The sequence below is a fragment of the Paraflavitalea soli genome, from assembly GCF_003555545.1.
Classification (GTDB): Bacteria; Bacteroidota; Bacteroidia; order Chitinophagales; family Chitinophagaceae; genus Paraflavitalea; species Paraflavitalea soli.
Window position 1 is genome coordinate 6,263,248 of the sequence record NZ_CP032157.1, and the last position, 14,615, is coordinate 6,277,862.

A 14,615-nucleotide genomic window follows, 5' to 3' on the forward strand; every position below is an offset into this window, starting at 1 on the left:
TATAGTGAAACAATTTCCGCCGCTTTCGGGTATCTGACTCACAATTAATGCATTGCCAAATGGCATGCCGCTTGTCTTTATTAGCACGGTACCAATTTCTCTAACAATAAAATGACCGCAATATGAATACCATTCACCACCCTCAGGAAGGCGATCCCCGCAATCCTCAGGAGTTGCCGGAAGAAATCCAGGAAAACATATCCCATTACCATCACGAAGAAAACTCCATGGAAGGAAGTGAATTCATGGATGATGCCATTCGAATGCATGAACAACCGCTCGGTGAGCAACCAGCAACTGAAAATGAATAATAGATAAAAAAACAATACACATGTTACCAATAGGAATCAATGCACCGGATTTCGAGCTATATGCCACCCCTCAACAAAAATTAAGGTTAAGCGAATTCAGGGGAAAGAAAGTCGTCCTGGCTTTTTATCCCGCCGACTGGAGCCCTGTATGCGGCGACCAGATGAGCCTCTACAATGAATTGCAGAAGTTCTTTGAAATGGAAAATGCACAGCTGATAGGCATTTCAGTTGACAGCCGATGGTGCCATGCAGCTTATGGTGAGCAGCACAGTTTTTACTTTCCGTTGCTGGCCGATTTTGAGCCCAAGGCTGCCGTGGCCAAAATCTATGAAGCATATGATGAAAATACCGGCGAATGCAGGCGTGCGCTGTATGTAATTGACGAAAGCGGCATCATTCGCTGGAACTACCTGTCCCCCATTGGTGTTAATCCCGGCGCTGATGGTATACTGAATGCATTGGAAGAGATCGATAACTTAAAAACTATACAACAATGACACAGTTAAAGCCTGCCGTGAACAGCAATGACCACATCGATGGCGATATTAATTCACCGCTCGAACTGGTAGAATATGGAGATTACGAATGCCCTTATTGTGGTCGTGCTTATCCCATCATAAAAGGGATACAGGAAAAGCTGGGTCCGCGGTTGAAATTCGTTTTCAGAAATTTCCCCTTGTCTAAGGTCCATCCCCATGCATTTACTGCTGCCGTTGCAGCCGAAGCTGCCGGGCAACAAGGGAAGTTTTGGGAAATGCACGATATCATTTTTGAGCACCAGCGTTCATTGGACGATGCCAGTATTATCCGGTACGCAGAATCAATCGGTCTCGATATGAAGCGTTTTGAGCACGATATTCAACAAAAGATACACATTGATAAAGTGCACAATGATTTTGAAAGCGGCATGAGAAGCGGAGTCAACAGAACACCCAGCTTTTTTATTAATGGCAAAAAGTATGAAGGTGAGTGGGAAGGAGAAGCCCTGCTCCAGCACCTGAAATCCTTATTGATGGATACCTCAATAAAACCAGGATAAATGCACACAGGAAAATCATACAAGCTGGCTGAATTCCTTCTTTGGACGCGAAGAAGCATCTGCTGGCTCCTATTGTATGGCACCATTCCAACCGTATTATACCAGGTATTCGATATTAAATGGCTGGCCATTCCCTGGCCCGTGGTTGCGATGCTGGGTACTGCCGCGGCGTTCATCGTCGGGTTTAAAAACGTACAAACCTACAATCGTACCTGGGAAGCCCGGCAGATATGGGGAGGGGCGATGGGCGCCAGCAGGGCCTGGGCCATGATGTGCCGCGACTATATTGGCGATGCCGACAGGGCCAGAAAGATCATATACCGCCATTTGGCCTGGCTTACAGCCCTGCGATACCAGCTAAGGGCCTACAGGAGTTGGGAAGCGGCTGAAAAGTCCTATAACAGAGAATATAGAAAATTGTATACAATACCCGAAAGGGAGGTGGCGCTGGAAGATGAGCTATTAAAGTATATAACAAAGGAGGAACTGGAAAGCATCTCGTCCAAAAATAATAAAGCAACCCAGTTGCTGAGCCTGCAAAGCCTGGCACTGAAAGAACTGAATACAGAAGGGCTGCTGGAACATTTCAGGTTTCTCGATATGCATGCCATGTTAAGGGAGTTTACCAGCCACCAGGGCAAAAGCGAGCGGATCAAGAACTTTCCCTATCCCAGGCAATACGCAACAATAAATACCTTTTTCGTCAGACTTTTCTGCGTACTGCTCCCATTCGCCCTGTTAGGAGAGTTCAATGATTTCAATGAGCATATTTCAGGGGCATTAAAAGGGTATATGGTTTGGTTGGTGATCCCATTCAGCGTATTGATCTCATGGGTATATACCTCCCTGGAGCAGGTGGGGGAAAGTACCGAGAATCCATTTGAAGGGAATGCCAATGATGTGCCCATATCGCAAATGAGCCGGGCTGTGGAAATAGATATCCGGGAAATGCTGGGCGAAACCGACTTGCCCCCGGCCTTGCAGCCGCAAAACGATATCGTATTATAAAATTGGTTGAGTTGGACGGTTGGTTCCCGGCAGGTGGCCGGTAAAAAGTGGGTGTCTCTTAAAAGAAGAGGCGCCCTTTTTCTTTTCGATCATTTTACTCTGCAATAATCACCTTGACGCCGGATTTTTCAATCTTATTGACTGTCTCCCTGCTTACCTCTCCATCCGTAATGATATAGTCTATTTGATCCAGGTTGCAGATCTTACCCAATCCCCGGCGATCAAATTTTGAACTGTCCGCCAGCACTACCACCGTTTGTGCCAGTCTGATCATCTTTTGGTTCAGGCTGGCTTCTACAATATTGGTAATGGTAAGGCCGTGCTCGAGGTCAATCCCGTCCACGCCAATAAAAAGAACCCCGCAGGACAATTCGTCCAGTACTTTTTCAGCGAAGGAGCCTGCCGTGGAAGAAGAGCTTTGGTGCACCAGCCCTCCCAGTTGAAGTATTTCAACATTCGGGCGGTTGATCAACTCCAATGCCACTTTCAAAGCCGGGGTAATAACTATTATTCTTTTACTGGGATACAGTTGCCGGGCCAGCTCAAATACCGTGGTGCCCGACGCAATAATGATGGAATCATTCTGGCCTATGAGACTGAGGGCAGCTTTTGCTATTTTCTTCTTCTCCTCCGATTTAATAAACTCCTTTTCATCTATCGGACGCTCTATTGCGTATGGATTATTGATGGAGCCTCCGCCACGCGTACGGAAAAGCAGCTTTTTCTCCTCCAGCAGTTTCAGGTCTTTCCGGATAGTAACGCCGCTCACTTTCATCTCATCCATCAGCTGCGGAATGGTGACCTGGCCCTTCTCAGAGAGCTTTTTAAGTATAAACTGGTGCCTGTCGGTGATCGTATTCATACAATAAAGTTTATGGGTTTCACAAAGTTGCCATTAATTCTCTAATATCTTCAAAGACTTGCAAAGAGTTTACGATTTGGTAAAATATATGCCCGGCTTCCTCCGCTCTTTAACTTTCAAATGCTTTCTTTTTATTTAATTTGCTTTATTTTAGTTTAAGTTCATTACATTTGGTTTATGTAATTGACCTAAATGAAAGCAAAGATCGGCTTTTATAGGTTAATTTGGTTAACGATTGCTCTTTCCAAAGCCTTTAATTCATAATAATTTGTTTACAAACGGGTAATGTTTTGTTTAATTAGGGATCATTCTTTTGCAAAACATTAATTCTTTTTAACAAAATGAAACAAAATTAAAGGAGTTGATGGCTTTGGAAAAATTAGTATGTATTCTAAAAACACTAAGCTGTTATGAAAAAAAATCCCCGCTTTGCCTCCGTAAGGCAGCAAAGCAACTCCCGGAAACTAACCGGCAGCTGGCTACTCAGCCTGTTATGGCTCCTGATCTTCTCTGTGCCTGCCGTAGCGCAGACAAAAAGGGTTACCGGAAAAATTACTGACGAACAAAACAAACCCCTGGAAGGCGTAAGCGTCAGCGTTAAATCTGCCGGTTCTGGCACCGCCAGCAACGCAGAAGGTAATTTTGCGCTCGATGTACCCAATACCCCAGGTGTATTGGTTTTCTCGATGGTAGGCTATGCAGGGAAAGAAATGGCCATCGGCAGCTCCACCGTTATCAATGTTACACTTCAAAAAGATGTAGCGGGTTTAAATGAAGTAGTAGTGGTTGGCTATGGTACACAGAAGAAGGGCAACCTCACAGGCTCCGTTTCTGTGATCGGTAGCAGCCAGATCGAGAGACGCCCCAACACTTCCACCTCTAATGCCCTGCAGGGCCTTGCTCCCGGTGTAACCGTTACCTCTCAAACCGGTTCTCCCGGCGGAGATGGCGGGCAGATCCGCATCAGGGGTATCAACTCCTTTGGAGGGTCCAGCAGTAATCCATTGGTGATCATCGATGGGGTGGCTGGGTCAATGGACGATGTGGATGTCAATCTTATAGAATCCATCTCTGTATTAAAAGATGCTGCTTCTTCCGCTATTTACGGTTCCCGGGCTGCAAACGGAGTTATATTGATCACCACCAAAAGAGCCAAGGACAAATTGTCTGTCAACTATAAGGGATTTGTTGGCAAACAAACAGCCACAGCCATTCCCAAAGTAACAGACGGATTAACCTACATGCGTGTGTTTAACGACGCCAGCATGAATGATAATGGTATCAAGATCTACAGCGACCAGAATATTGAAGATTTCAGAAAGAAATATGAGGCCAATCCCAAAAACTACGATTGGCAGGACGCCATATTGGATGGCAGCGGTTTAATGCAGAATCATTTTATTTCATTATCAGCCAACAGCGGTATTGTTCGCGTAACTCCCTCCCTGAGTTTTACAGACCAGGAGGGGATCATTAAGAACACTAATTTCAAGCGCTATATATTCCGCAATAACCTCGATATAACCCCCAGTAAAAAGTTCAACATCAGGGCTGATATTGCCGTGACCAATAGAGACAGGCGTCAGATTGCTGATGAAGGAACCATCTGGAATTACCTGGGAAGAATGCCCACCAATATTCCCATCCGCAATGGTGATAAGTGGTCCGACGGCTGGGTAAAGATCAATCCTGTTGGCTATATTCAGGACGGCGGAAACCGTAAAGCCAATAACCTCGAGTTTTATGGTAATCTTAGCCTCAACTACAAACCTGTAGAATGGTTGTCCCTCACAGGCCTGTTTGCTCCCCGTTACTTAACCAGCAACGTTCACACATTCAGAAAAAGTGTACCTACTTATTATGAAGATGGATCAGAAGCCGGCGCGGGCAACACATTTACTGAATTGACAGAGTCCGCGATCAGGTACTTCTATGGCACCTATCAATTCCAGGCCACTGCCCAAAAAAGTTTCGGCGATCATAATTTCAGTTTAATGGGCGGAACCTCCAGGGAAACCTATGATGAGAAACTCTTATCTGGCTACAGGAGGGATTTTGTGTATAATAATTATGAACAACTGACCGCCGGTGCAGACAATGCTACGAAAGATAATAACGGCACACAGAACCAGTGGATCCTGATCTCCGGTTTTGGAAGGTTCAATTATGATTACCAGGGTAAGTACCTGTTTGAAGCCAATTTGCGGTATGATGGTACATCCCGTTTTGCTGGCGACAACCGCTGGGCAGCATTCCCTTCTTTCTCTGCAGGCTGGCTTATTTCCAAAGAAGATTTCTGGGATAATATGAGCGATGTGGTAAAGATGCTTAAGATCAGGGGATCATGGGGTAAATTAGGCAACCAGAATATTGGCAATTCCTACTATCCTTTCGCAGAAGCCTTGTCATTGAGCAGTGTGTCCATGGGTGGAAATATATACCAGATGATCACACAAACCACCCTTTCCAATCCTAATCTTCGTTGGGAAGAAACGGAAATGAAAGGCATTGGCTTGGATGCAAACCTGTTTAATAAGATATCCATAACAGCCGATTACTATGATAAGAAAACGGATGGCATCCTGCTTAAATTGAATACCTCACAGCTCACCGGACTGGCTTCACCTTACCAAAATGCCGCAGTAGTAACCAATAAAGGCTGGGAGGTTTCTGCAAGGTACGACGACAAGTTTGGCGAGTTTCAGCTGGGTGTGGGCTTCAATTTGTCTGATGTAAAGAACAAGATCATCGACATGAAAGGTCAAACTTCCGGCGATCTCTTACGTCAACAGGAAGGATATTCTATCAACTCTATTTACGGATATATAGCCGATGGCCTTTACCAAACACAGGAAGAGATCAATAATGGACCTGTGCAGATCGGAACATTAAAACCCGGTGATGTACGGTACAAGGATATTGCAGGCGCCGTTGACGCAAACGGTAAATCCATACCCGACGGTAAAATTACAGATGCTGATAAAGTGATCATCGGCAACACCATCCCTCGCTATACCTATGGTGCCAACCTCGACCTTGGATGGAAGGGCTTTCGCCTGAGCGGTTTTCTGCAAGGGGTAGGCAAAGTAGATGGTTACCTGAATGCCCATTACGTGATCCCGGCTGCCAACTCTAGCGCTATCAAACCCTGGCAATTGGATTACTGGACACCGGATAACAGGGACGCCGCATTACCACGTGTATCCGTTACTTCCACCAACAACACGCAAAACTCCACCTTGTGGATGAGAAGCGCGTCGTATCTCCGGTTGAAGAATATCCAATTGGGATATGAAGTGCCTGCCACATTCCTGAAAAAAGTTGGCTTACAAAAAGCATTTATATATGTAAACGGTCAAAACCTGTTTACTCAAACCAAATTTTACGAGGGGTATGATCCTGAGATCAACTTCGATGCCGGTGCAGCAGATGGTGTGTCATTAGGCGGCGGCAACTACTATCCCCAGGTTAAGGTCTTCACATTTGGTATTGATATTAAATTCTAAAAAAATGAAACGACTTAATAATATAAATAAGATTGCCACTATAACATTCGGGGCAGTCCTTGCTTTAAGTTCATGCAAACCGGACCTTATCTCCCTCAACGGTCCGTCCACAGGCTCATTCCCGGCTAATGCCAAAGAAGCCGAAATGGGATTGTTTGGCGCTTATCAGATCATAAGCAAACTGGATGCGGCCAGTACTCCTATGTGGCATGTAATGGATAATATTACTGACATCGGTTTTGCCAGGCCAGGTACTAACTATACCTCCCCGATCACCAGCGCTATTACAACAGATAATGCACTGACCAATAAACCCTGGCAGGTACACTACCAAACCATCGCCCGCTGTCACACCGTGCTGGATAACCTGGAGAAGCTGAAAAGCACCATGACAGACGCAGCCTATAAACAACTGGATGCTGAATTGCGTTTTATCCGTGCTTACTGTTATTCACAACTCATCGAGTTATACGGGGCAGTACCTTTATTGAAGCATTCCGTTGACCTGGCCAATGCCAGTGTGCCAAGAACACCCAAGGCAGAGATCGAGCAATTCCTCCTGGACGAATTAACAGCCACGGCTGATAATCTTCCACTTTCACAAGCACAATTTGGAAATGTAAGAGCTTCCCGCATAGCAGCCTACATGCTTAAAGCAAGGGTGGCCTTGTATGCAAAAAAATATACCGACGCTGCAGCAGCTGCCAACACGGCCATTACATTGGCTAAAACGCAACACGATCTGACACCTTTCAACAGCACGGTCAATTCTGTTGGGAAAGATCATACCGCTACCGAACCAGACCTCTCCAACATATTTGGTCATGCCGGATTTAAAACCAGTAAAGAATGGATCTGGGTGGCCGAGTACAATATGAATGTTCCCGGAAACACCCATAATCAGCAATACTATTCAGCATCACGTTTGGGTAAAGGGGTTTGTTATTGGGGTCCAACGCAAGACCTGATCAACACCTTCCAGGCTAAGGACGGATTGCCCATTACTGAATCTCCCCTGTACGACGCTTCCAAACCATTTGAGAACCGCGATCCAAGATTGGATATGTATTGTGCACGTCCTCACATGCGTTATGTAGGATACCAGTTTGAACCAGCCACCAGCTTTTCAACCGTAAAGAATTATTGGCCCGTGATCAATAGTACCACTACTACTGCCCCCTCCGTAGCCAATGCCGATGCCACCAATGCCTTCAGGTCTTTCAGTGGTTACGGCTGGCGCAAGGTGATCGATCTGGCTGATTTTAACTCTACTTCTGTAAGCGGCGTATCCGATCTCGATGTAGGTATCTTCCGTTTTGCCGAGCTATTACTGATCTATGCAGAGGCGAAGATCGAAGCCAATGAATTGGACAACACCGTGTATGACGCTATTAATCGCATCCGCCGCCGTGCACTGATGCCTGACCTGCCTGCCGGATTAACACAAGCACAATTACGGAAGGCTTTGCGCTACGAACGTAAAGTAGAACTGGCCAACGATGGCCTGCGTTGGTACGATCTTCGTCGTTGGGACATTGCCAAAACAGTCATGAATGGTTATATATACCTCAACCGGGATGCCAAAGCCTGGACTAAGGAAGTACTGACCGGATTTGATGACAGCTATACCCCGATCTATAATCGTACAGAAGCAATTAAATATTTCACTACCCAGGAAGTTGTTTACAAAGTGAATAAGGATGAATACTGGCCCATCCCTAAATCAGAAATGGATGCCAACAAACAACTGAAGCAGAATGATGGATATTAGGAGAGTGAACGCCGAAAAAAGAAAGGTTCTAAATTAAGATCATTAATTGTATGGAATGAAAGCATTGCTTAGCCCTGAAAAGAGACGTTGGTTTATTGTTGCCATTATTTTTCTGGCCATAGTATTCAACTATGTAGACCGGCAGATCGTGTCAATATTAAAGCCCATACTTAAAGCAGAGTTTACACTCGATGACAGTGGCTATGCAGTGATCCTGAATATTTTTACCATCTGTTATGCCATCATGTATCCTGTTACCGGATGGATGGTGGACAGGTTTGGGGCCCGCGTGGTGATGTTCTATGGCATCATCACCTGGTCCCTGGCCTGCATTGGTGGCGGCTTATCCAGAACCATTGGTCAGTTTGGTTTTTTCCGGGGATTGCTCGGAGCCGCCGAGCCTACCAATTTTCCGGCGCAGCTAAAAGTAATTGCAGTCTGGTTTCCCGGTAAGCTGCGCGCTACTGCAAACAGTCTTTGTATAGCGGGCAGTTCTATCGGGGCCATCATTGCACCGCCGGCCATTGCCTGGCTGGCCCTTACCTATAGCTGGCATGTGGCCTTTATTACGATGGGCGCTATTGGAATATTGATCGCTGTATTGTGGAAGTGGGTCTATAGAGATCCTCCGCCACATATTCTGAAGGAAGCGACTACCTCAGCGTCTGGTGAAATAACACAGCCATTTCAATGGAAGCAGTTATGGGGCACCCGCAGCCTGTGGGGCGTATTGCTCATACGCTTTGTAAGCGATCCCGTATGGTACTTCTGCCTTTTCTGGTTGCCAGGTTATTTGCAGGAACAGTCAGGGTTTACCCTGACGCAGGTAGGTATGTTTGGTTGGATCCCTTTTCTATTTGCCGATCTGGGCGCCATAGCAACTTCCGCATGGTCCGATAAACTGGTAAGAAAAGGATATGCCCCATTAAAAGCAAGAAAAGTGATGCTGACCCGTGTTGCCATGCTTGCTCCTTTATGCGCCCTCACACCCTATTTGACCGGTGCGTGGGCAACATTGGCCGTATTCAGCATTGTGGCCATTGCCTGCCTCAGTTGGTTGTTTACCGTCAGTGTGGTGGTGGCAGAAGCTTTCCCCGTAAAAAATGTGGCAAGCGTGTTAGGCATTGCAGGTGGGTTTGGCGCAATGGGCGCCGTACTCTTCAATTACTTTGTTGGCCAGTTCATAGGCACACTGGGAGCGGAGAAAATATTTATTGCCATGGCATTTCTGCATCCATTGGCCGTTTTGATCTTATGGACCATGGTTAGGCCGGAAAAACCGAAAGCAGTTCCGGCATCGATGGAGTTAAATAGTAAACTGTAAATAAAAATAGCATGTTAAAAACATTCAAAGAGCCAGCCAGGGAAATTGTAGTAAGAAAAGAAACAGATGTACTGGTGATTGGCGGAGGGCCTTCAGGTATCATGGCTGCATTGGCGGCAGCTGAAGATGGATTAAATGTTATGCTGGTAGAGAGCCGCAGTTTTGTAGGCGGCAATATGACCATCGGCCTGCCCATACTCGGTTTTCTTGGACAAAAAGGAAACCAGATCATAAAAGGCCTCCCACAAAAATTGATCGACCGGTTAAAAGCAGTACAGGCTTCCAGTGAACACCGGCCCTGCCCCTTGCACATGAGCCTTACCCTGGTAGAGCCGGAGGCGGTAAAAACCGTTGGCCTGCAAATGCTGGTGGAGAGTAAGGTAGACGTATTGTTCTATGCCTTTTGTGCCGGCGTTGTAATGGAGAAAGATGAATTGAAAGGCGTGATCATTGAAAGCAAAGCGGGCCGCGAAGTAATACTGGCCAAAACCATTATCGACTGTAGCGGTGATGCTGATGTGGCTTACCGCGCCGGCGTGCCTTGTGAATATGGGAATGAAGATGGCGGCGTTCAGCCTCCTACCCTTATGTTTTGTCTCGGAGGCGTGGATACCGAAAAATTGCGCACCAGCGTAGCGGAAGAGCCCAGAACTTACCTGACCGATTTTATCCCTGCCGAATACTTTGGTCAAAACAATCAATTTGTATTGGTAGGCATGCGCAACCTGATCAAGAAAGCACAGGATGCGGGCCTTACACTGGCAACAGAACGTACCATCCTCATCACTGGTTTGCGCAAGGGTGAAGTATGGGTAAACATGACGCGGGTAAACGGCGTAAACGGCACCGATCCCGGCAGCCTTACCCATGGTGAAATAGAAGGCAGGCACCAGATACTGGATATTCAGCAATACCTCATCGAATATGTGCCGGGATTTGAGAATGCTTATTTCTTAAAGACAGCTCCTTTCCTCGGCATCAGGGAAACCAGGCGTATACAGGGACATTATACCATGACCCGCGAGGATATCATGACTTGCGCGCATTTTGATGATTCGATAGCCGTAGCCAGTTATCCCCTGGATATCCATCACCCCCAGGGAGGCGGTTGTACCCTGGAATGGTGCGGCGATTGTTACGATATCCCTTATCGATCATTGATCCCCCAAAAGGTGAAGAACCTGATCGTAGCAGGCCGTTGTATTTCCACTACCCATGAAGCCATGTCTGCTATCCGCGTAATGGCTCCCTGTATGGCCATGGGTGAAGCTGCCGGCCGGGCAGCCAAGATGGCTGTAAGGCAAGGCATACAGCCTGCAGATATAGATGTGAAGAAACTTCAACAGGAGCTTCTTGAAAAAGGCGCCTACCTGCGTATCGAAAAAGAACAACTGGCATCATCAATTAATTCTTAATCAACCTGAATACCATGTCTGCCAACAGGAGAAAATTCTTAAAAGGACTTAGCGCAGCTGCACTGCTACCTGTATTGCCTGCTTTCAGCAGCGAAACAGAAATGGCATTCAGCAAGACCGGTTCCCATCGTATCCTGAGCTGTAATATCCGGGTAGCCCTTGATGAAGATGAAGCAAAGGGCCTGGGTTGGTCTGCCAGAAAAGATATCTGTCTCAGGATCATTAAAGATAGAAAACCGGATATCGTCGGTTTCCAGGAAGTCTTGAAAGTGCAGGCCGATGACCTCAGGAAATATTTCTCTTCCTATCAGCTATTCGGCTTTGACGGCCCGGAGATGGATGAGCACACCACAGGTTATTATGGCATCGCCAAGAACCCCATCCTTTTTTCCAAAGACCGGTATGAGCTGCTTACCGGTGGTACCTACTGGCTTTCAGAGATGCCCCTGGTAGCAGGAAGCAAATCCTGGGATACAGCGAGGGCAAGGCACGCTAACTGGGTTCGCCTCAAAGAAAAAAAGACCGGTAAAGAGCTGAGGATTGTGAACCTCCACCTAGATCATATTTCCGCCGAAGCAAAGATCCAACAGGCTAAAATGGTGGTGGTAGAGAGTGCCCAGTATCAACCCGATTATATACAGATTCTCACGGGAGATTTCAATAGCAGGTTCGATAGTAAGGTATTCGAATCAGTGCGTAATGGCGGCTGGAAAGAAAGCTATGAAACCATCCACGGAGAAAAAGAAGCAGGTCATACCGGCCATGAATTCCAGGGAGTCAATTATGACAAAGCTAATGCCAAAGGAAGGATCGATTATATCTGGTACAGGGGGAAAATAAAACCGGCAGATGCAGCTATTGTCAAAGATGCCGTCAACGGAAAATACCCCAGTGATCATTTCTTTTTACAGGCAGATCTTATTATCGACTAAAAGCATTAATAATGAAAAAGAGAATTCTTGGTTGCATAGGCCTGTTTTTGTTGGCAACTTCTATTTCATTTTCTCAGGAGAAATACCAGAAACCTGCGCTGGAACAGAAAGGTTCCTGGACATTGGTGATGGTGCCCGATCTGCAGAATTATGTGAAATGGGGAAGGAATCAGCCATTGGTAGACCTGATGATGGCCTGGATAGTAGATAATATTGATACCCTCAATATTAAGATGGTAATGGGCATGGGAGATCTTGTAGAAAATGATGGAAAGATCACCAACGATTACGATGGCGATCAAACCTCCAAAAGCCAGTGGGATTATGTTTCAAAAGCCTTCAGTAAGCTGGACGGGAAAGTGCCCTATATCGCTGCAACCGGTAATCACGATTACAGCATCGACAGACAGGGCAACCGCACATCCCAATACAGCCAGTTCTTTACCACCGAAAGAAATCATTTGAACCAGAAGTTCCTTGTACAGAATACCAGGAATATTCAGGGACAACCCACGCTGGAAAACTCAGCTTATGAGATAAAGGGTTTGAACGGAAAGGACTACCTCTTTATGACCGTAGAGGACGGGCCAAGAGACACCGTGCTGGCATGGGCAAAGAACGTAGCGGCTCTCCCGCAATACAAGAACCACCGCGTGATCTTGTCCACCCATGAATTCTTAAATGCAAAAGATGCGCGCACCACTGGTGCCATAGACTGGATCTACTGGGAGCCTTATAATATAGACAATATGATCCAGAAGTCGCCCCGTATCAAACTTCCAGATGCCAACAATGGTCAGCAGATATGGGAAAAAACGGTGCAGCCTTCTTCCAATATTGAAATGGTACTGTGTGGCCATATTTCAGGCGAAGGGTATAGAAAAGATAGGAATGCCGCAGGTAAAACAGTACACCAGATATTATTCGATGCACAGTCAATGGGCGGTGGACACCGCGATGGCAATGGCGGCGATGGCTGGCTGCGTATACTGGAGTTTTCGCCCGATGGGAAGACCGTGAAAGTGAAAACATTTTCTCCTTTATTCGGCGTATCCCCTACAACACGGCAGTTTGCCTGGAAAAAGGATGCCAGGAACGAGTACACTCTTAAGTTCGATTAGACCATAGTCAACAACGATTGCTACATATGAAACAAAACGATACCATCGCTAACAAAATGGGAATTCCGCCATCCCTCTTATCCGGTTATCTCGGCATACTACTCTTTATGATGGGAGATGGTATGGAGCAGGGCTGGCTAAGCCCTTACCTGATAGAACGGGGCATGAGCATACAGCAAAATGCCACCCTGTTTACAGCTTACGGAGTAACGATTGCTATCGCCTCCTGGTTTTCCGGCGTGCTGGCAGAGTCACTTACGCCTAAGAAAACCATGCTGATCGGTTTACTGATCTACCTGGCAGGTACAGCTGGTTTTATAGGTATTGGCCTGGATGTCCTTGACTTTCCAACCATGTTGATCACGTATGCCTTGCGGGGTTTTGGCTATCCCTTGTTTGCTTATTCGTTCCTGGTATGGGTATCATATGTTACTCCCGCTGGTGCGCTTGGACGAGCCGTGGGATGGTTTTGGTTTGTGTTTACCGGAGGACTGAATGTACTAGGCGCCTTTTATTCCAGTTGGGCCATTCGTGAGTTGGGGCATATACCTGCTTTGTGGAGTGCCGTCTTTTGGGTGTTGCTGGGGGCCCTGTTTGCCCTGGTGCTCAATAAAGCACCTTTCCGGATCAATGAACAGGCACAGAAAAACAAGTGGAAGGAATTAATAAAGGGCCTCACCATTGTTCGTACCGAACCCAAGGTAGCTATAGGAGGAATAGTGAGGGTGATCAATACTACCGCACAGTTTGCATTCCCGGTGTTCCTGCCTACCTATATGGCCGGGCATGGATTCAACACCACCGAATGGTTATACATATGGGGCACCATCTTTACCAGCAATATAGCCTTCAACCTGATCTTTGGTTTTGTTGGCGACCGGCTTGGCTGGCGCCAGACCATTACCTGGTTTGGCGGAGTAGGTTGTGGCCTCACTACTTTACTACTCTACTACATGCCCCAATACAGTGGTGGTAGTTATTGGCTGGTGATGCTCGCTGGTATTGCCTGGGGTGCTTGCCTGGCTGGTTATGTGCCCTTGTCGGCATTGGTCCCTTCATTGGTAAAAAAAGACAAAGGCGCCGCAATGGCCATTCTCAACCTGGGTGCAGGCCTGGCGGTATTTGCAGGCCCTGCTATAGTAGGCTTATTCATAGGCAGTGTTGGCGCGGAGGGAGTCGTATGGATATTGGCTGGTTTATATTTTACCAGTGCCATACTCACCCGCTTTATCACTTTGCCTTCGCCGGCTACCGGTCATTCAGCAAAGACGACCGTTGCTGAATCACCGGTATTATCGGCAGGAAACTAAAGAAAGATTTGTTAAT

General features: G+C 46.6%; 12 protein-coding genes. 11 read left to right on the top strand and 1 reads right to left on the bottom strand.

Translation table 11 applies throughout. The features are described 5' to 3' along the window. The first annotated feature begins 122 nt into the window (after positions 1-122). The 4 genes from D3H65_RS23940 to D3H65_RS23955 are packed head-to-tail and all read left to right on the top strand — an operon-like array spanning position 123 to position 2,358. Positions 123-311 carry a hypothetical protein gene (locus tag D3H65_RS23940; RefSeq protein WP_119052731.1) on the top strand — a complete coding sequence of 63 codons (189 nt, stop codon included), beginning with the start codon at positions 123-125 and terminating at the stop codon, positions 309-311. A 20-nt stretch (positions 312-331) separates the two neighbouring features. Beyond that, entirely contained in the window at positions 332-808 is a 477-nt protein-coding gene (locus D3H65_RS23945) for a redoxin domain-containing protein (RefSeq protein ID WP_119052732.1), read from the top strand. Beyond that, positions 805-1,350 (top strand): DsbA family protein, encoded by a 546-nt coding sequence (locus D3H65_RS23950; protein ID WP_119052733.1) that lies wholly within the window; start codon positions 805-807, stop codon positions 1,348-1,350. Before D3H65_RS23945 ends, D3H65_RS23950 begins: the two co-directional genes overlap by 4 nt. Then, entirely contained in the window at positions 1,351-2,358 is a 1,008-nt protein-coding gene (locus D3H65_RS23955) for a bestrophin family protein (RefSeq protein ID WP_119052734.1), read from the top strand. A 94-nt stretch (positions 2,359-2,452) separates the two neighbouring features. Here D3H65_RS23955 and D3H65_RS23960 read toward each other — a convergent pair whose 3' ends face one another. After that, complete coding sequence (locus tag D3H65_RS23960; RefSeq protein ID WP_119052735.1) at positions 2,453-3,220, bottom strand: DeoR/GlpR family DNA-binding transcription regulator; 768 nt, start codon at positions 3,218-3,220, stop codon at positions 2,453-2,455. 410 nt (positions 3,221-3,630) lie between these two features. Here D3H65_RS23960 and D3H65_RS23965 point away from each other — a divergent pair, with 410 nt between their 5' ends. Genes D3H65_RS23965 through D3H65_RS23995 form a run of 7 tightly spaced genes read left to right on the top strand, consistent with a single transcriptional unit; the run spans position 3,631 to position 14,599 of the window. Beyond that, positions 3,631-6,726, top strand: a complete 3,096-nt coding sequence (locus tag D3H65_RS23965; RefSeq protein ID WP_119052736.1) for a SusC/RagA family TonB-linked outer membrane protein — start codon at positions 3,631-3,633, stop codon at positions 6,724-6,726. A gap of 4 nt (positions 6,727-6,730) precedes the next feature. Further along, complete coding sequence (locus D3H65_RS23970; protein WP_119052737.1) at positions 6,731-8,497, top strand: RagB/SusD family nutrient uptake outer membrane protein; 1,767 nt, start codon at positions 6,731-6,733, stop codon at positions 8,495-8,497. Between the two features lie 55 nt (positions 8,498-8,552). Then, entirely contained in the window at positions 8,553-9,821 is a 1,269-nt protein-coding gene (locus tag D3H65_RS23975; protein WP_119052738.1) for an MFS transporter, read from the top strand. Positions 9,822-9,832: 11 nt separating this feature from the next. Continuing rightward, positions 9,833-11,236: an FAD-dependent oxidoreductase gene (locus D3H65_RS23980; RefSeq protein ID WP_119052739.1), complete on the top strand. Its 1,404-nt coding sequence runs from the start codon at positions 9,833-9,835 to the stop codon at positions 11,234-11,236. A 14-nt stretch (positions 11,237-11,250) separates the two neighbouring features. Then, positions 11,251-12,168, top strand: coding sequence for an endonuclease/exonuclease/phosphatase family protein (locus tag D3H65_RS23985; protein ID WP_119052740.1), 918 nt, complete (start codon positions 11,251-11,253; stop codon positions 12,166-12,168). A gap of 11 nt (positions 12,169-12,179) precedes the next feature. Beyond that, positions 12,180-13,289 carry a metallophosphoesterase family protein gene (locus tag D3H65_RS23990; protein ID WP_119052741.1) on the top strand — a complete coding sequence of 370 codons (1,110 nt, stop codon included), beginning with the start codon at positions 12,180-12,182 and terminating at the stop codon, positions 13,287-13,289. Positions 13,290-13,315: 26 nt separating this feature from the next. Next, a complete protein-coding gene (locus tag D3H65_RS23995; protein ID WP_119052742.1) occupies positions 13,316-14,599 on the top strand; it encodes an MFS transporter in 1,284 nt (427 codons plus the stop codon). Positions 14,600-14,615: the final 16 nt, after the last annotated feature.

Bases quoted from the DNA above. Each gene is read 5' to 3' on its own strand.
- D3H65_RS23940 (WP_119052731.1), top strand. From the start codon at position 123: ATGAATACCATTCACCACCCTCAGGAAGGCGATCCCCGCAATCCTCAG.
- D3H65_RS23945 (WP_119052732.1), top strand. From the start codon at position 332: ATGTTACCAATAGGAATCAATGCACCGGATTTCGAGCTATATGCCACC.
- D3H65_RS23950 (WP_119052733.1), top strand. From the start codon at position 805: ATGACACAGTTAAAGCCTGCCGTGAACAGCAATGACCACATCGATGGC.
- D3H65_RS23955 (WP_119052734.1), top strand. From the start codon at position 1,351: ATGCACACAGGAAAATCATACAAGCTGGCTGAATTCCTTCTTTGGACG.
- D3H65_RS23960 (WP_119052735.1), bottom strand. From the start codon at position 3,220: ATGAATACGATCACCGACAGGCACCAGTTTATACTTAAAAAGCTCTCT.
- D3H65_RS23965 (WP_119052736.1), top strand. From the start codon at position 3,631: ATGAAAAAAAATCCCCGCTTTGCCTCCGTAAGGCAGCAAAGCAACTCC.
- D3H65_RS23970 (WP_119052737.1), top strand. From the start codon at position 6,731: ATGAAACGACTTAATAATATAAATAAGATTGCCACTATAACATTCGGG.
- D3H65_RS23975 (WP_119052738.1), top strand. From the start codon at position 8,553: ATGAAAGCATTGCTTAGCCCTGAAAAGAGACGTTGGTTTATTGTTGCC.
- D3H65_RS23980 (WP_119052739.1), top strand. From the start codon at position 9,833: ATGTTAAAAACATTCAAAGAGCCAGCCAGGGAAATTGTAGTAAGAAAA.
- D3H65_RS23985 (WP_119052740.1), top strand. From the start codon at position 11,251: ATGTCTGCCAACAGGAGAAAATTCTTAAAAGGACTTAGCGCAGCTGCA.
- D3H65_RS23990 (WP_119052741.1), top strand. From the start codon at position 12,180: ATGAAAAAGAGAATTCTTGGTTGCATAGGCCTGTTTTTGTTGGCAACT.
- D3H65_RS23995 (WP_119052742.1), top strand. From the start codon at position 13,316: ATGAAACAAAACGATACCATCGCTAACAAAATGGGAATTCCGCCATCC.